At 53.9% G+C, this 17,343-nt stretch carries 14 protein-coding genes, 4 tRNA genes and 1 pseudogene; 5 read left to right on the forward strand and 14 right to left on the reverse strand.

The window, feature by feature from the left end; translation table 11 throughout:
* Window position 1: 1 nt before the first annotated feature.
* The 7 genes from AC4LF3_RS13715 to AC4LF3_RS13745 form a co-directional block, all read right to left on the reverse strand.
* A complete protein-coding gene (locus tag AC4LF3_RS13715; protein WP_491835477.1) occupies window positions 2–367 on the reverse strand; it encodes a hypothetical protein in 366 nt (121 codons plus the stop codon).
* 85 nt (window positions 368–452) lie between these two features.
* The gene (locus AC4LF3_RS13720) at window positions 453–914 is read right to left on the reverse strand and encodes a YkvA family protein (protein ID WP_122042051.1); all 462 of its coding nucleotides are present in this window, start codon (window positions 912–914) and stop codon (window positions 453–455) included.
* 146 nt (window positions 915–1,060) lie between these two features.
* Window positions 1,061–1,840, reverse strand: a complete 780-nt coding sequence (gene bamJ, locus AC4LF3_RS13725) for a BamJ family beta-barrel-assembly machinery protein (RefSeq protein WP_491835478.1) — start codon at window positions 1,838–1,840, stop codon at window positions 1,061–1,063.
* Between the two features lie 351 nt (window positions 1,841–2,191).
* A tRNA-Asp gene (locus AC4LF3_RS13730) sits at window positions 2,192–2,268 on the reverse strand.
* 13 nt (window positions 2,269–2,281) lie between these two features.
* Window positions 2,282–2,357: transfer RNA gene (locus AC4LF3_RS13735), tRNA-Val, on the reverse strand.
* 80 nt (window positions 2,358–2,437) lie between these two features.
* A tRNA-Asp gene (locus tag AC4LF3_RS13740) sits at window positions 2,438–2,514 on the reverse strand.
* Between the two features lie 15 nt (window positions 2,515–2,529).
* Window positions 2,530–2,605: transfer RNA gene (locus AC4LF3_RS13745), tRNA-Val, on the reverse strand.
* Window positions 2,606–2,910: 305 nt separating this feature from the next.
* On the opposite strand from AC4LF3_RS13745, the gene rdgC reads away from it, so the two are divergent.
* From rdgC to sugE, 3 genes are all read left to right on the forward strand, one after another.
* Window positions 2,911–3,831, forward strand: coding sequence for a recombination-associated protein RdgC (gene rdgC / locus AC4LF3_RS13750; RefSeq protein ID WP_491835479.1), 921 nt, complete (start codon window positions 2,911–2,913; stop codon window positions 3,829–3,831).
* Between the two features lie 62 nt (window positions 3,832–3,893).
* Window positions 3,894–4,838, forward strand: coding sequence for a bile acid:sodium symporter family protein (locus AC4LF3_RS13755; protein ID WP_150346940.1), 945 nt, complete (start codon window positions 3,894–3,896; stop codon window positions 4,836–4,838).
* 118 nt (window positions 4,839–4,956) lie between these two features.
* Window positions 4,957–5,271: a quaternary ammonium compound efflux SMR transporter SugE gene (gene sugE / locus AC4LF3_RS13760; protein ID WP_010795148.1), complete on the forward strand. Its 315-nt coding sequence runs from the start codon at window positions 4,957–4,959 to the stop codon at window positions 5,269–5,271.
* A gap of 51 nt (window positions 5,272–5,322) precedes the next feature.
* On the opposite strand, the pseudogene AC4LF3_RS13765 reads toward sugE, so the two are convergent.
* Window positions 5,323–6,609: pseudogene (locus AC4LF3_RS13765) on the reverse strand (MFS transporter); the annotation flags it as partial.
* Window positions 6,610–6,726: 117 nt separating this feature from the next.
* A complete protein-coding gene (locus AC4LF3_RS13770) occupies window positions 6,727–7,293 on the reverse strand; it encodes a GNAT family N-acetyltransferase (protein WP_010795150.1) in 567 nt (188 codons plus the stop codon).
* 270 nt (window positions 7,294–7,563) lie between these two features.
* On the opposite strand from AC4LF3_RS13770, the gene AC4LF3_RS13775 reads away from it, so the two are divergent.
* Window positions 7,564–11,040, forward strand: a complete 3,477-nt coding sequence (locus AC4LF3_RS13775; protein ID WP_491835480.1) for a hybrid sensor histidine kinase/response regulator — start codon at window positions 7,564–7,566, stop codon at window positions 11,038–11,040.
* Window positions 11,041–11,440: 400 nt separating this feature from the next.
* Here the strand turns inward: AC4LF3_RS13775 and codA are convergent, their stop codons facing one another.
* Complete coding sequence (gene codA, locus AC4LF3_RS13780) at window positions 11,441–12,682, reverse strand: cytosine deaminase (RefSeq protein WP_491835481.1); 1,242 nt, start codon at window positions 12,680–12,682, stop codon at window positions 11,441–11,443.
* Between the two features lie 67 nt (window positions 12,683–12,749).
* Window positions 12,750–14,024: a cytosine permease gene (gene codB / locus AC4LF3_RS13785; protein ID WP_491835482.1), complete on the reverse strand. Its 1,275-nt coding sequence runs from the start codon at window positions 14,022–14,024 to the stop codon at window positions 12,750–12,752.
* A gap of 349 nt (window positions 14,025–14,373) precedes the next feature.
* On the opposite strand from codB, the gene AC4LF3_RS13790 reads away from it, so the two are divergent.
* Complete coding sequence (locus AC4LF3_RS13790) at window positions 14,374–14,598, forward strand: hypothetical protein (protein ID WP_010795154.1); 225 nt, start codon at window positions 14,374–14,376, stop codon at window positions 14,596–14,598.
* Window positions 14,599–14,772: 174 nt separating this feature from the next.
* On the opposite strand, the gene AC4LF3_RS13795 is transcribed toward AC4LF3_RS13790, so the two are convergent.
* From AC4LF3_RS13795 to AC4LF3_RS13805, 3 genes are all read right to left on the reverse strand, one after another.
* Window positions 14,773–15,519 carry a TerC family protein gene (locus AC4LF3_RS13795; RefSeq protein ID WP_010795155.1) on the reverse strand — a complete coding sequence of 249 codons (747 nt, stop codon included), beginning with the start codon at window positions 15,517–15,519 and terminating at the stop codon, window positions 14,773–14,775.
* Window positions 15,520–15,657: 138 nt separating this feature from the next.
* Window positions 15,658–16,488 carry a quaternary amine ABC transporter ATP-binding protein gene (locus tag AC4LF3_RS13800; RefSeq protein WP_150346934.1) on the reverse strand — a complete coding sequence of 277 codons (831 nt, stop codon included), beginning with the start codon at window positions 16,486–16,488 and terminating at the stop codon, window positions 15,658–15,660.
* The gene (locus AC4LF3_RS13805; protein WP_491836294.1) at window positions 16,485–17,336 is read right to left on the reverse strand and encodes an ABC transporter permease; all 852 of its coding nucleotides are present in this window, start codon (window positions 17,334–17,336) and stop codon (window positions 16,485–16,487) included. The genes AC4LF3_RS13800 and AC4LF3_RS13805 overlap by 4 nt, the downstream gene beginning before the upstream one ends.
* Window positions 17,337–17,343: the final 7 nt, after the last annotated feature.

A 17,343-nucleotide genomic window follows, 5' to 3' on the forward strand; every position in this document is an offset into this window, starting at 1 on the left:
GTTACCTATCTGAGGAAAAGTTGTACTCGAATACGCGCGTGACTTCAGATGCATGCCAGGCAGCCGCCTCTATACCATCTACCTCGCCGTTGAAGCGCCCGACTCGCTGGGCGCATTCAAAGAAACCAGGACGCGGCAGCCGGCTTGCACCCTGGCTAACCACCAATGCGCTGCGCAACGGCACACCCTCACGGGCATCCAGCGCTATCAGGTGTTCAAGGGCAACAGTAAGTGTCGCCATGGCGGGCGTCGGTAACTGTAGACGCTCAATCAGCGAGCGATAGGTTACCAAGTGCCGCTGGCAACGAGCTTCTTCCAACTCGGCCAGCAACGCCTGCCAATGGGTACGACTGATCTGTAACGCCACAATACAAACCTGAATTCAACGAAAGGTTACTATAACAGCACAGCTTATCCTGTTCCGATGTGCAAGCACCTCTCGCCACCCAGGCTCATGCCCGCTCAACCACTATAACGCCCTCAGCGGGTTTCTCATGGGGAAGCGGCGGAGCCGATAGCGACTTTTGCACCGCTACGGGTTGGGCATCTCTCCAGGCGCGAAAGGCATCAAGCTCGCTCTGCCAGGTTTTGCTCACCCACGCCAGCACTGCCAGATCATCAATGAAGCCAAAGGTAAGCATCCAGTCAGGGATGAGATCAACAGGCGAAAGGAAATAAGCAAGTGCTGCGACTACCGACAAGAGTGCCTGCCGACTGATACCCCGATATTCTCCACGCCACCAGGCCAGTAGCAGGGAATGGAAGAGCCCCAAGGTATCCTTGGCGGCACCCAACCGAAAATCTCGCTTGGCCAGCTTACGCCCGACGGCCAATAACAGTGCCGGTAAGCGCCCCCGAACAAGAAAACGTTGGGCAAGCCTCAGATAACGATCAAATCCAACGGGTGGCTTCATGAGATCTCCCCGCCTCGCAAAGGCAGTCTGATAGAGCGTTTGGCGAATAGGTGAATAATTACCTAGATTAGAGCATCGTCCTCACAAACAGGTTTCCTAAAACAAAAAAGCCCCGTATGAACGGGGCTTTTTAATAGAGCGGCGTGTTACTTCTTGGAAGTATCCTGCTCTTGTGCAGCGTCCGACTCGTCGGATGGCTCTTGCGTCAGGCCATTCTCGCCCTGAGCGCTTGGATCCTTGATACCTAGCAGCTCCAGGTCAAAGACAAGAACGGAGTTGGCAGGAATAGCAGGGCTTGGGCTCTGCGCGCCGTAGGCCAGTTCGCTGGGGATATACAGCTTGTACTTTTCACCTACATGCATGAGCTGAAGCGCTTCAACCCAACCCGGAATCACGCCACTCACCGGCAAATCAATCGGGCTGCCACGCTTGATGGAGCTGTCGAATACAGTACCGTCAACAAGACGGCCTTCGTAGTGAACTGTCACTACATCATTCGGCTTGGGCTGCGGGCCATCTGCCTTCTTGACCATTTCATACTGCAAACCGGAAGCCGTTGTGACAACACCCTCGCGCTTGCCATTTTTTTCCAGGAAATCCTTGCCTGCTTTGGCATTGTCTTCGCTGAGCTTGGTCATGCGCTCTTCTGCACGCTTCTGCAGATCGGCAAACGCATCTCTTAGCTGATCATCGGTAAGCTTCTGCTCTTTCTTGCCCACAGCATCTTCAATACCCAAAGCCACTGCTTTTGAATCCAGGTCATCGATGCCTTCCTGAGCAAGGCTTTTACCCATGTTCAAGCCGATGCCGTAGGACGCTTTCTGAGCTGGAGTTTCAAGATTAACCTTGGATTGTGATTGTGAGTCGCAGCCGCTGAGAACCAGGCCAACGAGGGCCACTGCTGCTGCCAACCGGTGCTGTTTCATGCTGTTTCCTTGTCCGTGCGCGAAGCGCGTTCGATAAAACCGCGAGCTTATCAGGGCCTAACTGCCACTGGCTACGGCATGATAAGAATAGTTAGTAGCTTATAAGTTCAGCGCTGAATAGTGACTGAATACAAAGCAGTCTGTGTCCGTGACGTATCAAACAACCCTGAACATACGGACTAGACATCTTTAAAAAGAAACTAACTGTACAAAGAACTTCCAGCAAAGAATGCTTAATAGAAGCGGAAAACAGCCGCTAGAAAGGGAATAAACCTGTAGAAACGAAAAAAGCGGCGCAAGGCCGCTTTTTCGTAATTTATCGGGAGTTCAGTGGGCCCGATAAACTTAATATGGCGCAGCGGACGGGACTCGAACCCGCGACCCCCGGCGTGACAGGCCGGTATTCTAACCGACTGAACTACCGCTGCGTATATCGCAAAATGGTGGGTGATGACGGGATCGAACCGCCGACCCTCTGCTTGTAAGGCAGATGCTCTCCCAGCTGAGCTAATCACCCACGTAGCTTTCGCTAGTGTTCTTCCTGGGTTCATCAAGAGGATTTAAAACCCAATCAAGCAACCCAAGATGAAGCAAAAATGGCGCAGCGGACGGGACTCGAACCCGCGACCCCCGGCGTGACAGGCCGGTATTCTAACCGACTGAACTACCGCTGCGCGTAACTTCAAGAGTGGTGGGTGATGACGGGATCGAACCGCCGACCCTCTGCTTGTAAGGCAGATGCTCTCCCAGCTGAGCTAATCACCCACTTAACTTTCGTAAGCGTTTGCTCTCGAAGTGGGGCGCATTCTACGGACGGTTTTAGAGGCTGGCAAGCCCCCAAGTGAAAAAATTTCAAATGATCCAAAGGCTTAGATTCTTTTCCTTTATTTCCAAGCCTTTGGATCATTTCCCGGGTCGCCCTTGCAGGCAGGACCGTATCGTTACACCCCAAAAAGCGGCCTGTTTGTCATTAAAGCCCTTTAATCGTTGCCAATGATCAATTGGGGGTTGGCCTTGGAAGCATGGCAGCGGAATAATGCGCGCTTCGTTTTTTGGGGAATCGTCACGCCATGTGGTTTCGTAATCTTCTTATTTATCGTCTTACCCAGGATTTATCACTCGAAGCCGAGGCCCTGGAAACCGCGTTGGCCAGCAAACCTGCACGTCCCTGCGCCAGCCAGGAACTGACCACTTACGGTTTCGTTGCTCCTTTTGGCAAGGGAGAAGACGCTCCTCTGGTACATGTCAGCCAAGATTTCTTTCTGATCGCAGCTCGCAAGGAAGAGCGCATTCTGCCCGGCAGCGTAGTAAAAGACGCCGTGCAGGAAAAAGTTGATGAAATCGAAGCACAGCAGATGCGCAAGGTTTACAAAAAGGAGCGTGACCAGATAAAGGACGAAATTGTCATGAGTCTGCTGCCACGGGCCTTCATTCGCCGCCAGACTACCTTTGCAGCAATCGCGCCCAAGCGGGGCTGGATTCTGGTAGATGCCTCCAGTGCAAAGCGTGCAGAAGATTTGCTTTCCACCCTTCGTGAAGCGCTGGGCTCCCTTCCAGTCCGTCCGATGTCGGTCAAGCAGGCACCGACTGCAACCTTTACAGATTGGGTCAAGTCTCAGGCAGCCACGAACGATTTCCATCTGTTGGATGAGTGCGAGCTACGCGATAGTCACGAGGATGGCGGTGTTGTCCGCTGTAAAGGGCAAGACTTGACCAGTGAGGAAATTCAGAATCACCTGGGCGCAGGCAAGCTGGTGACCAAGCTGGCCCTGGCCTGGCAGGACAAGCTGTCGCTGTTGATCGATGACAAGGTCGCGCTCAAGCGTCTGCGCTTTGAGGACTTGCTTCAAGAGCAGGCCGAGCAGGATGGCGGCGATGATGCCATGGCGCAGCTGGATGCTACCTTTACTCTAATGATGATGACCTTTGCCGAATTTATTCCGTCGCTGGTCGAAGCGCTGGGTGGAGAAGAAATTCCGCAGGGGCTCTAATCAGGTGCGGCGCCCCGGGGCGCCGCCCAACTTCCAAGGCTCATATTTTTATAAGGATAATCATGGGCGCTCTCGCAGCTTTAAGCCGCTTTGCAGGCAATACCTTTGCCTTGTGGGTCCTGCTGGCGGCTGTTCTAGCCTTTATATGGCCTGAAGGGTTTCGCTCCTTAACGCCAGCTATCGTCCCCTTATTGGGCCTGATCATGTTCGGCATGGGGCTCACGCTCAAAGCTGAGGATTTCAAGGAGGTCTTTCGCAAACCTCTTAGGGTTCTTCTAGGTATAATCGCTCAATTTATCATTATGCCCGGCATGGCGTGGCTGCTTTGTCTTGTCATGCAATTGCCGCCGGAAATTGCAGTAGGCGTTATTCTTGTGGGTTGTTGCCCTGGCGGTACGGCGTCCAATGTCATCACCTGGTTTTCACGCGGGGACGTCGCACTGTCTGTTGGCATCACTGCCGTCACTACCCTTCTGGCCCCGTTGGTGACCCCTACATTGATCTGGCTATTGGCTTCGGCCTGGCTACCAGTCAAGTTCTCAGCCCTTTTTCTATCCATCGTCCAGGTCGTTATCCTCCCGATTGTGCTGGGGCTAGTTGCCCAACGCTTCTTGGGGTCAAAGGTACGGGCAGCGGTTGAGGTGTTGCCCCTGGTCTCGGTTATCAGCATCGTGCTGATTGTGGCGGCCGTTGTGGCTGTCAGCCAGGCGAAAATTGCAGAGTCAGGATTTTTGATTATGGCTGTGGTCGTACTGCATAACACATTGGGACTGATGCTTGGCTATCTGGCCGGAAAAGTGTTTGGGCTACCTCTGGCGCAGCGCAAGACGTTGGCTATCGAGGTCGGTATGCAGAATTCGGGACTGGGCGCAGCACTGGCAACAGCACATTTCTCCCCTCTTGCGGCTGTGCCCAGTGCCTTGTTCAGCGTCTGGCATAATATTTCTGGAGCGCTGCTGGCCACATGGTTCCGTCGCTTGAATGACGAGTCCTCTGCAAAAGAGTGAGCATGTAACGAAACCGGCGCGCTCGGGCTTGGCAAGAGCGCATCGGTTCGCGAAGGGGACGACCCCATCGTCTGAAACTATCCGGGGACGGCCCCGCTTTACCAACCCTGGAATCTTTATGTCCTGGATTATTCTTTTTCTGGCTGGCCTGTTTGAAATAGGCTGGGCTATAGGCCTCAAATACACCGAAGGCTTTACCCGCCCTCTTCCTACTGTCCTGACGGCAGCCGCCATGCTGACCAGCATAAGCCTCTTGGGCATGGCCGTTAAGCAGCTTCCTCTTGGTACAGCCTATGCCATATGGACGGGTATTGGCGCAGTAGGAACGGTGATTGCTGGCATCATTCTATTTGGCGAAAGCGTCAGTCCGATCCGTCTGCTCAGTGTGCTGCTTATTTTATGTGGCTTGATCGGGCTCAAACTGAGCCATTAGCGCCTAGTCGCGGATGCTGCGCGTAGGGTCTCCACCACCTATCACGGCGCGAAAGCGCATCAGGAATTCTGGCACGCTTGCAAACAGGAAGGCATTGACGCCTATATTCATCAACGCAACCGCCAGAAACAGCTCCGGAACTGTCATCTCGAATACAGACAAAAGCAGCATAGTGATAAGGGCCGAGCAGACCATTAGGAGCGCATTGAGAATATTGGTGGCAGCGATAACCCGAGAGCGCTCCTCCTGTGGCGTGCGTGCCTGAATCAGCGCATAGAGCGGAACGATATAAAATCCGCCAGAGATCCCCAGTCCCAGAATGCACCCAAGCGCTGGCCACATGGAAAATTCTTTCAGCGCTGCCCAACCGCCATAAGACCCTGTGATAGCGGCCATGTCAGGCGTGACGGCATAGAGCAAGACGCTGAAGACAGATAACCCCAGCGCACCCAGCGGAACAATACCTGCCTCAACATGCCCCTTGGACAACCGGCCACATAGAAGAGAGCCCAGCGCAATGCCTACCGAGAACAAGGTAAGGATCAGCGAAACCATGCTTTCCTGACCGTGCAGGTAGTCCTTGGCATAGGCTGGTATCTGGGTAAGGTATACCGCACCCACAAACCAGAACCAGGAATTGCCCAGCAGAGAACGAGAGACCGAGGGCGCCTGCCCCAGCCCCATACGTAAGATCACCCATGTTTGCCGGAAAATGTTCCAGTCCAACCTCAGGTGCGAGATGACGGCCGGCGCGGATGGAATACCCAGGCTGGCCAGAAAACCAGCCAGAGCGATCAATACGACGCTTATGGCTACGGCCTGGGAATAATCTGGAAGAGAGAGCAAGGCCCCTGCCCCTATCGTCCCGCCCAGAATGGCCAGGAATGTGCCCATCTCCACCAACGCGTTACCGCCCATTAACTCTCGAGACTCGAGATGCTGGGGCAAAATTGAGTACTTGGAAGGTCCGAAGAGCGCCGAGCGTGTACCCATGGCAAACAGGACAAATAACAACAGTGGCAGGCTGTTAAGCCAAAAGCCTAGACTGCCTAACAGCAACATGACGATTTCCGAGCCTTTCAGCCATCGCATGAGCCGTGCCTTGTCATATTTTTCGCCTAACTGTCCGCCTAACGCTGAAAACAGCAGGAACGGAAGAATAAACAGCAAGGCGCACAGGTTGACCAGCAACAGCCTGTCACCGGTAACGCTCAAGTGAAACAGCACCGCCAGAATCAATGACTGCTTATAGACGTTGTCATTAAAGGCGCTAAGGGACTGTGTTACGAAAAACGGTAGGAAGCGCCGTTTTTTCAACAGAGCGAATTGTGAGGACATCGAACGAGGTCCTATTCGAAGAAGGGAAACCGGAACGGGCCACAGCTATCCTTGCAGCCCGAGATAACAACCGCGTTACATCGTACGTCAGTCAAACATCGTTATATCCGGATAGCCTTAGGAAAAAGAAGCTTCCAGACTGGCTTTTACCGTCGGCCACTCACGGTCGGTAATACTGTACATGACGGTATCATCAAGCCGACCGTCGGCCAAACGTCGATGGTTACGTAACAGTCCTTCACGTACAGCCCCTAGCTTTTCAATAGCGCGTTGCGCACGCAGATTACTGGCTGCCGTCTTGAGTTGTACACGTACCAGATGCCAGTTCTCGAACGCATGACGCAGCAGGAGGTATTTGATGTTGGCATTCAATCCACTGCCATGCTGCTCCCGATCCAGCCAGGTCCAGCCAATTTCAGCGGCAGGTAGCGCAGGCAGAAACTCTGAAAAACGAGTGGTACCCACCAGCTTGTCAGCCAGCCTGATGGTAAAAGGGATAGTTTTGCCTTCACGCTGCTCGGCAATGGCGTGCCTATACCAGTCCGGTCGTAGTGGACCGCTCAGGTAATGCAACTCGTCCCGGTTGAGATCAGCTAGGCTGACCAGTTCCAGTACGTCGCTTTCCACCATAGGCTCTAAACGAAGAGCACCTCGCTGCAAGGTAATGGGATGCGCTTCGAACATGGCGCCACTCTCCTTGATAACACTGCGACACGCTAACAGGCTGAAGCCCTTGGCTCAACCAAACCTGCGACATTGGTCTCAGTGACCTTGGAGCAGTCGCTTTGATGAGACACTTATAAAGCCTGCCATGCTCCCCAACGAGCGCATTAGAATAGTCCCTAGGTATTCCCACTACTCGAGACGAGCTCTTTCTAATCTATCTGGCAGCGGAAGGCCTAGGGCCAATCACCTATAAAAGGCCCTGCACAACAAAATTCCACAGGAGTTCGCATGACCCTATCCAGCGGACTGATCGCCGCCGTTGCTCTGCTGTACATGGCGGTGCTCTTTGCGATTGCCTTTTATGGCGACAGACGTAAAACGCCGTTGCCACCCAAGTTACGCGCCTGGGTTTACAGCCTGTCGCTTGCGGTATACTGCACCAGCTGGACATTCTTTGGCGCCGTTGGACAGGCGGCCGACCAACTCTGGTCCTTTCTGCCGATTTACCTAGGCCCTATCCTGCTCCTGCTATTCATGCCACGTCTGATCAAGAAAATGATCATGATCAGCAAGCAGGAAAACATTACTTCCATTGCCGACTTCATTGCCTCCCGTTATGGAAAATCGCGGGCGCTGGCGGTTGTGGTTACGCTGATCTGCCTAGTAGGCGTGCTGCCTTATATCTCTCTGCAGCTCAAAGGCATTGTCATGGGCGTCAATCTGCTCACCGGTGTAGGGGCCGAGTCAATAGGCATGCGTGCGCAGGATACCGCCTTGATCGTCTCGCTGGCATTAGCGGTATTTACCATCCTGTTCGGCACTCGCAACCTTGATGTTACCGAGCACCACCGGGGCATGATGCTCGCAATTGCCTTTGAGTCGCTGATCAAACTCCTGGCATTTCTTTCTGTAGGGATTTTTGTGACCTATGGACTTTATGATGGATTCGATGACCTCTTCGATCAGGCACGCATTGCGCCCGAGCTGTCCAAATACTGGCAGGAAACCTTCGACTGGCCCGCACTGCTGGTGCAAACCGGAGTAGCGTTCACGGCCGTCATGTGTCTGCCACGACAGTTTCATGTCACGGTGGTTGAAAATACGGATGCGCGTGACCTGAACCTGGCCCGCTGGGTATTTCCTTGCTACTTGGCCTTGGCGGCGCTGTTTGTTGTTCCCATAGCCCTGGCAGGACAGATGCATCTGCCCAAAGGGGTCGTACCTGACTCCTTTGTTATAAGCCTGCCCATGGCACAGGCGCATCCCGGCCTGGCGCTCCTGGCTTTCATTGGTGGCGCTTCGGCCGCTACCAGTATGGTGATCGTCGCCAGCGTGGCCTTATCCACCATGCTATCCAATGATATTTTGCTGCCCCTCTTATTCCGTAAGCAGAAGGTAGAGCGCCCCTATGAGGTGTTCAGCCACTGGCTGGTAACCATTCGGCGTGTTGCGATCGTGGCGATCCTGCTGTTGGCGTATCTCTGCTATCGCCTGCTGGGCTCTACGGCAAGCCTGGCTACCATCGGGCAGATCGCCTTTGCAGCTATCGCTCAACTGGGCCCGGCCATGGTAGGAGCACTCTACTGGAAGCAGGCGAACCGGAGAGGTGTATTTGCAGGACTTGCAGCAGGCGCCTTTCTTTGGGCTTACACCCTGGTTCTGCCAGTCATGGCAGAAAGTCTGAGCTGGCCACTCGACCGTTTTCCTGGGCTAGCCTGGCTGGCGGCCAATCCGTTTGGCCTGCCCTTCAAACCCCTGACTCAAGGCGTACTGCTGTCCTTAGCAGGAAATTTTCTCCTCTTCTTTCTGGTTTCCAATCAGGCCAGGACACGAGTATCCGAGCACTGGCAGGCCGGCCGTTTCATTGGGCAAATGACCTCGGCGCGCCTGAATACCCGGTCGCTATTGGCAGTGCAGCTAGAGGATCTTCGCGCACTCGCTGCCCGCTTCGTAGGCGATGAACGTGCTCGGCAGAGCTTTATTCGCTTCGCTGACCAGACGGGCCTGACCTTTCATCCGGCCCAGAATGCCAACGGAGAATGGATTGCCCATACCGAGCGTCTGTTAGCCGGTGTGATTGGTGCCTCCTCTGCGCGGGCGGTGGTAAAGGCTGCCATCGAAGGCCGTGACATGCATGTGGAGGATGTCGTACGCATTGCCGACGAAGCGTCCGAAGTACTTGAATTCAACCGCGCGCTTTTGCAGGGCGCTATCGAAAATATTTCTCAAGGTATCAGCGTTGTTGATCAATCCCTTCGGCTAGTGGCCTGGAACCAACGTTACCTGGAGTTGTTTGACTACCCGGACGGCATGATCCAGGTCGGGCGTCCAATCGCCGAAATCATCCGCTATAACGCAGAACGGGGCCTCTGTGGCCCAGGCGATCCTGACGAGCACGTAGCACGACGTGTCGATCGAATGCGGCAAGGGATTGCCCACACATCTGAGCGACAATTCCCTAATGGCCGGGTAATCGAACTCAGTGGCAAACCCATGCCGGGACGCGGCTTTGTCATGAGCTTTACCGACATCACCGCGTTTCGCGAAGCAGAGCGCGCCCTTCGTGAAGCCAATGAAGGGCTGGAGCAGCGCGTGGAAGAGCGAACCCGGGAGCTCTCCCAGCTTAACCAGGCGCTGACAGAGGCCAAAGCCCATGCAGAAGCAGCAAACCAGTCCAAAACACGCTTTCTCGCTGCCGTCAGCCATGATCTGATGCAACCGCTAAACGCAGCCCGCCTGTTTACGGCCGCCCTCGCCCACCACGATGCGTTACCAAAGGATGCTCGCGAGCTGGTTAACAACATGGATTCGTCCCTGCGCTCCGTGGAAGACCTGATTGCCGACCTGCTGGATATCTCGCGTCTGGAGAGCGGACGGGTTCATACGGAAGTCGGCACGTTCGCAATCAATACGCTATTCGATACGCTGGGCGTAGAGTTTCGTGCCCTGGCGCGAGAACAAGGCATAGATTTCCACCTAAGCGGAAGTCGCCTGAGAGTAGAAAGCGACGTCAAGCTTCTGCGCCGAGTCCTGCAGAACTTTCTGACCAATGCTTTCCGCTATGCCAGAGGGCATGTATTGCTAGGTGTCCGCCGCCATGGTGATCATGTGACACTGGAGGTATGGGACCGTGGCCCAGGTATCCCGGAAGATAAGCGGCAGGTCATTTTTGAGGAGTTCAAGCGACTCGATAGCCATCAGACGCGTGCAGAGAAGGGGTTGGGCCTGGGACTGGCTATTGCTGATCGTCTTTGCAAGGTACTGGGCCATCGTATCGAGGTACGCTCCTGGCTAGGCAAAGGCAGTGTATTCAGCGTCTCGGTGCCCGTCGCGACTCAAATTCTATCCGAGCCTGTCCTGCAGCCTACACGAGCACACACCAGCGAACCGCTACGAGGCGCACCGGTATTTTGCGTTGATAACGAGGAAAGCATCCTGACGGGTATGCAGAGCCTTCTTAGCCGCTGGGGCTGCGAGGTTCATACGGCACGCAATCAGCAGGAGTGCGAGGCGTTATTGGCGCAAGGCATTCAGCCACAGATAGCGCTGGTGGATTTCCATCTGGATGACGGCAATACCGGACCTCAACTGATGGCATGGCTTCGCACGCGGCTTGATAAGCCGTTGCCTGGCATTGTGATCAGTGCAGATGCACATCAGGATCGTGTCAGTGAAGTGCATTCGGCTGGGCTGGATTTTCTACCTAAACCCGTAAAGCCAGCCGCCTTACGCGCATTGCTTAGCCGTTATCTGAATTTAAGATAACTTGGCGGCGCCCGTGTCGATAGGTCATAAAAACCCAATCGAAATAATGCAAAAAAATTCTTGCATTTTGATGAAGCCAAGCGTGATGCGGTCTACAGGGTTAATCCACAGAACCTGTGGATAACTCTGTAGAAAAGTTGGTGGAAATGTCCTGTAAGCTAGATGAAATGGGGGGTTCCGTTAAACTGTCCATTTTTTAACCAATCAAAAAAATCCTTATAAATCATATATTTATACCTAAATAACCGTTCTAAATATTTTTATGCCTGTTTAAGCGAAGCGCTTGACAAGCGCATTAGTGCTTGTGCACAAGTCCTGAACATTGCCCCTTGACTCAGGGTGTATTTTTGAGCATAGCCCTTCGCCTGAGTTAGAAAATTTAGTGAATTCATATGTTTTATCACCCTGCCAGACTGACCTCGGCAGGACGACGACTCATTAAAACCCTGCCCTCACGGACAGAACACAGTGGAAGGCCCTGGCTTCTTATCATTTCGTAGTCCGAATCGGCTGACAGGATCAGCAGATTGGCCGGGCGCCCTACTTCCAGCCCATATCGGTCACCCAGCTGCATGGCGTTGGCGCTATTTACGGTCACCAGATCCAAGGCATGCTGCAGGCGCTCATAACCGAGCATGTGACAGATATGCAGGCCAGCCTCCAGTACCCTGAGAATGTTGCCGTTACCCAGCGGATACCATGGATCAACAATGGAGTCCTGCCCGAAGCACACATTCATACCGGCCTCCAGCAGTTCGTTCACACGCGTTACGCCACGCCGTTTGGGAAAGGTGTCGAAGCGACCTTGCAGGTGAATGCTCTCGGTGGGGCACGATATAAAGCTGATACCCGAACGACTCAGCAGACGAAACAGCTTTGAACAGTAGGCATTGTCATAAGAACCCATGGCAGTAGTATGGCTGGCAGTGACACGTGAGCCCATGCCACGACTACGCGCCTCCTCTGCCAACACTTCCAGAAAGCGGGAATGGGGATCGTCTGTCTCATCGCAGTGAACATCCACCAGACAACCTGTGCGCTCAGCCAGATCCATCAGAAATTTGACGGAACTGACCCCTTGCTCACGGGTATATTCGAAGTGAGGGATTCCGCCAACCACGTCGGCTCCCAGCCAAATGGCCTCCTCCATCAGTTCTCGGCCCTGAGGATAGGATTCGATTCCTTCCTGGGGAAACGCCACAATTTGCATGTCAACTAAATGGCTTGTTTCTTCCCGAATTTCCAACATGGCCTTCAAAGCCGCCAGACTGGCATCGGTTACATCCACATGGGTACGAACATGCTGGATACCGTGGACCGCCAGGGCATTAATGGTCTGCTTGGCCCGCGCCTTGGTATCTTCGTGGGTAATAATCGCCTTTCGCTCTCCCCAGCACTCAATGCCTTCGAATAACGTGCCGCTCATGTTCCACCGCGGTTCCCCAGCTGTCAGGGTGGCATCCAGATGGATATGCGGCTCGACGAAAGGCGGAATAACCAGATTGCCTTGCGCATCCAGTATTTCAGCGCTGGCTGGGCTCACAAAAGCGACCTGTGATTCGATTGCAGCGATCCGGTCGCCTTGCAAACGCACGGTAAACAGCCCTTCCTGACCACGCAGCCGCGCATTGATGACATTCATCGACAGACTCCTCAAGCAAAGGACTACTTACTCTTTATAACAGTAGGTGACCTGGAACATTTCCAGCCTATGCCTCTGCGCGAGCGACAACCGATAGCCGGGCCCCCACCAGGCCACACAGCATTACGTACCCCAGTGCGGCAGTACCAACGCCGACAAGAGGCGCCAACCAAGGGGAGAAAAAGGCTGCCAGAACACCCAGGCCATAGGCCGCAAGCCCAACCCAATTGAATTTAGGTAAATGAACAGTCGCCAAGAGGGGGTAACACCCTCTGTGACGATAAAAGAAATCAGCTGCAATCACGCCGCCGATAGGAGGGATAATGGTTCCCAATATAATCAGGTAGGGGACCAGCAGATCGTACATGCCCAGCACTGCCAGCAATGTACCTATTGCTGCGCCAACCAGCGTAACGGTTCGCCGACGATCTGTTCGAACCAGATTACAACCCGCCACAGCGAAGTTATAGATAGTATTGTCCTGCGTGCTCCAAAGATTAAGCATGAGCATGGCTATCGCTGCCAGCGAGAAACCCTGAAGCAGCAAGACCTCCACCACGTCCGGTTGCTGGTACACAATGGCGCCATAGGCGCCGATCAGCACCATCAGGCCATTGCCGATAAAAAAACCAGCCAGGCTGGCCAGAATGGCAACTCTCCCAGTCCGAGCAAAACGTGTCCAATTGGTAGCCTGTGTCGCCCCGCTGACAAATGTGCCAAACACTAATGTCAGCGCTGTGCTATACTCCATCGTGTTGACTGGTTGTATGGCCAGCAGGCCTTCCAGCCCACCGATCTTTCGTGTTGCAACCCACATGGATAATGCCAGTAGGCCACACATGGCGGGTACAGCAACATAAGACAGGATCTCCAAGCCTCGGTAGCCAATATAGGCTGTGGCACAAAAGCCAAAACCGAAGATCACCATCAGCAACAGCACAATGCCTTCGGGCAATCCCAGAAACTTACCCAGCACGACTGCCGCCGTCGCCGTGCCCCAGGCATACCAGCCAATCTGCGTGAATCCCAACACCAGATCAGACAACTTGCTTCCTACTTCGCCAAAGCAGAACCGGCCCATCAGAACAGAGTTAAGGCCGCTTCGATACGCGATATACCCCAGCAAGGCGGCATAAAGACCAAGCAGCAGATTACCTATCGTGATCACGCTCAGCAGGGTCTTGAAATCGAACGCCGTGCCGATCTTACCGCCTGCAAACATCGTCGCGGTAAAGAAGGTAAAGCCCAGCAGCACCAACGTTGTCGACCAGACGCCCCGACGGGCTGACATAGGCACTTCACTTAACGGATAGTCGTTCGCGCTTGCGTTCGTCTCGCTCATTTCGCTATTCCCGCTTGGTCATGGACCTGAGAGCAAGTGCGAAGCGCATGCCAAACGCTGTAACGCTCTGGTGCAACCCAATGACTGCGGCAGGAAGGTGCTAAACAAGAGGCCAACGCACAAAAGCGGCTCATTGTCCTTTAGCTTTGCCTTGAAATGGTTCACTGCAGCGGCAAACACCACACTGTGCTGAAGCAATTTGAAGCACATGAAAAAGAGACATTTCCCATTCAGCGACTTAGCTTAATGGGAAAAGTTGGCAAAAAACTTGCTAAAGCAGGTTATCAATGCAGCAAATTGACGCCGCTGCTGTCATAAGCGCGTCACGTGATTCAACTAAAAGAAGATTATGAATACACATCAGCAAACTCAAACCGCAATCCAAATGCTTTCCTCTGCTTTCGCTCCGTTCGATTGTGTAATCGCTGCGCCCAGCAAGAAAGGCTTTTCATTCATCATCGTCAATGAATTCGGCGTTGCGCGCCATACTCAGCGACTTTACCGTGAGGAATACAGCTGCCCGACTCGTCTGCAGTCCGTTATTGAACGTGCACGCAAAGCCATCAGCGCCTGATCCATTCCCGCCTTACTTTTCCTAATACGATGCCCGACACGCGCCTGACAGGCAGCGTGCAACGGTGCATGCGTGCCAGCGGAATCCACCCCTTTCCGGCAGGCACAAAAAACCCGTAGCGGTCACAGACGCACTACGGGAAGACGAGGAAACTCTCTCGCGGCTCTACAGGATCTAACGCTTGCGCTTTGCGCGGCGAGCCAGCATGTTCAGGCCTTCGATAACGGCCGAGAATGCCATGGCAGCATAGATATATCCCTTGGGCACATGAGCGCCAAAGCCTTCAGCGATCAGGGTCATGCCGATCATGATCAGAAAGCCCAGCGCCAGCATGACAACCGTGGGATTGTTATTGATGAAGCGCGCCAGCGGATCAGCGGCAACCAACATGACGGTCACCGCGACGATAACGGCGATGATCATGATGGGCACATGCTCGGTCATCCCAACAGCCGTAATAATGCTGTCGATGGAGAAAACCAGATCGAGCATGAGAATCTGGACGATGGCCGAGGTAAACCCAAGGGTAACGGCCTTTTCACCGCTTTTACCTTCGAATAGGTCGCCTTCCGGGTCAGGATCCACGTTGTGATGGATCTCCTTGGTTGCCTTCCAGAGCAGGAAGAGACCACCTGCTATCAGGATGATATCTTTCCATGAGAAGCCCTTGCCAAAGAGTTCGATCACCGGCTCAGTGAGCTGAACGATCCAGGCAACCGTTCCCAAAAGGCCCAGTCGCATGACCAGCGCCAGGCCTATTCCGATACGCCTGGCCTTTTGCCGATGCTGCTCGGGCAGCTTGTTGGTCAGAATGGAAATAAAGATAAGGTTATCAATACCGAGCACCACTTCCATGGCGATCAGCGTCGCCAAGGCAACCCAGGCGGTAGGATCCGAAATCAACTGCTGGAGGTAATCCATGAACCTTTTTCTCAGAAAATAGGAGAGTTAAGGCGCCGATGAGTTACCAAAGGCACCCGGTTACCCTGAACTATAGCCAAAAGAAAGATGTGAAATTTTTGTCGTATCGCTGATTTGTTTTTGTTTCAAATCATTGAGCTAGACATTTGCCCCGGAGATACTCCGGTTTCGATATCGCCGAACGAAACGATCGACATACTCGTCTGCCGGTTCGTTGAGAATGTGCTGCGGACTTCCCACCTGAATCAGCTGGCCGTCCCGCAGGATTGCAATCCGGCTTCCCAGCCTGACCGCCTCGTCCAGATCGTGGGTAATGAACACGATGGTCTTGTGCAGGCGCTGCTGTAACTCCAGCAACTGATCTTGCATCTCGGCACGAATCAGTGGATCGAGCGCCGAGAACGCTTCGTCCATGAGGATGATTTCTGTGTCAGTTGCCAACGCCCTGGCCAGCCCGACTCGCTGGCGCATACCGCCTGACAGCTGATGGGGCCATTTGCGCTCATACCCTTTGAGCCCTACCGCTTCAATCCAGTGCTGTGCATGCGTTTCTCGTGCAGTCCGGCTTTCGCCACGCAGTTTCAAGCCGTAGGCCACATTACCCAGTACGGTTTTATGGGGTAACAGCCCGAAGCCCTGGAAAACCATGCTGATCTTGTGGCGCCGGAAATGCCTGAGCTGCTGCATGTCATAGGCCAGTATGTTCTCGCCATCGACTCGGATAGAACCGCTGGTGGGATCAATCAGGCGATTCAAATGCCGAACCAGCGTTGATTTGCCCGAGCCTGACAGCCCCATAATCACAAATATTTCGCCCGCTTCGATGGACAGCGATAGCCCATTGACTCCGACAACACACCCGGTTTCCGCCAGCACCTGATCCTTATCCCGGCCCTGGCGGACCAGCTCAAGCGCTGCGGCTTCGCGACGGCCGAATATCTTATAGACGTTATCGAGCTGAATTTTCATCGCTCGCCCTCATAGCGTGAACGACCATACGCCTGAGTAATGCGATCAATCACGACCGCCAAGATAACAATCGCCAAACCTGCTTCTAGCCCCTTGCCTACGTTGAGCGTCTGGATACCGACCAGAACTTCTTCACCCAAGCCACGTGCACCGATCATCGAAGCGATTACAACCATAGACAATGCCATCATGGTTGTCTGATTGATACCCGCCATGATGCTAGGCAAGGCCAATGGGAGCTGTACGCCAAACAGCTGTTGCCAGCGATTGGCACCAAAAGCATTGACGGCCTCCATGATTTCCTTATCGACCTGTCGGATTCCCAGATCGGTCAGACGAATCAGCGGTGGCGCTGCATAAATGACAGTAGCAAAGATAGCCGGCACCTTACCCAAACCAAACAGCATCAGGACAGGAATGAGATACACAAAGCTAGGCATGGTCTGCATGATGTCCAGCAGTGGCAGCAAGACCATACGCAGCCGGTTACTGCGTGCACACAGAATGCCCAGGGGAATGCCGATCAGCACCGCAAGCAGTGTCGCGACCAGCATCAGCGCCAAGGTCTGCATGAGCTTGTCCCACAACCCCATGGCGCCCACGAGAAATAGCAGCCCGGTAATGACCGCAGCCGGTATCACACGTCGCGTGGCGTGGTAGGACACAACAGCCACGACCAGCAGAATCAACCACCACGGTGTTGTCCGGAGAGCGCCTTCAAGCCGGACGATTGCCAGCAGAAGCACATCGGAGATCTGGCGGAACACATCGCCATAATTGGCGACCAGAGCGTCTACCCAGCCATTGACCCAGTCAGCAATAGAAAACGTGAGATTGTCAGGAAACATAGACATG

The organism is Pseudomonas sp. C2.3V, from assembly GCF_058536325.1.

Bases quoted from the DNA above. Each gene is read 5' to 3' on its own strand.
- AC4LF3_RS13720 (WP_122042051.1), bottom strand. From the start codon at position 914: ATGAAGCCACCCGTTGGATTTGATCGTTATCTGAGGCTTGCCCAACGT.
- bamJ (WP_491835478.1), bottom strand. From the start codon at position 1,840: ATGAAACAGCACCGGTTGGCAGCAGCAGTGGCCCTCGTTGGCCTGGTT.
- rdgC (WP_491835479.1), top strand. From the start codon at position 2,911: ATGTGGTTTCGTAATCTTCTTATTTATCGTCTTACCCAGGATTTATCA.
- AC4LF3_RS13755 (WP_150346940.1), top strand. From the start codon at position 3,894: ATGGGCGCTCTCGCAGCTTTAAGCCGCTTTGCAGGCAATACCTTTGCC.
- sugE (WP_010795148.1), top strand. From the start codon at position 4,957: ATGTCCTGGATTATTCTTTTTCTGGCTGGCCTGTTTGAAATAGGCTGG.
- AC4LF3_RS13770 (WP_010795150.1), bottom strand. From the start codon at position 7,293: ATGTTCGAAGCGCATCCCATTACCTTGCAGCGAGGTGCTCTTCGTTTA.
- AC4LF3_RS13775 (WP_491835480.1), top strand. From the start codon at position 7,564: ATGACCCTATCCAGCGGACTGATCGCCGCCGTTGCTCTGCTGTACATG.
- codA (WP_491835481.1), bottom strand. From the start codon at position 12,682: ATGAATGTCATCAATGCGCGGCTGCGTGGTCAGGAAGGGCTGTTTACC.
- codB (WP_491835482.1), bottom strand. From the start codon at position 14,024: ATGAGCGAGACGAACGCAAGCGCGAACGACTATCCGTTAAGTGAAGTG.
- AC4LF3_RS13790 (WP_010795154.1), top strand. From the start codon at position 14,374: ATGAATACACATCAGCAAACTCAAACCGCAATCCAAATGCTTTCCTCT.
- AC4LF3_RS13795 (WP_010795155.1), bottom strand. From the start codon at position 15,519: ATGGATTACCTCCAGCAGTTGATTTCGGATCCTACCGCCTGGGTTGCC.
- AC4LF3_RS13800 (WP_150346934.1), bottom strand. From the start codon at position 16,488: ATGAAAATTCAGCTCGATAACGTCTATAAGATATTCGGCCGTCGCGAA.
- AC4LF3_RS13805 (WP_491836294.1), bottom strand. From the start codon at position 17,336: ATGTTTCCTGACAATCTCACGTTTTCTATTGCTGACTGGGTCAATGGC.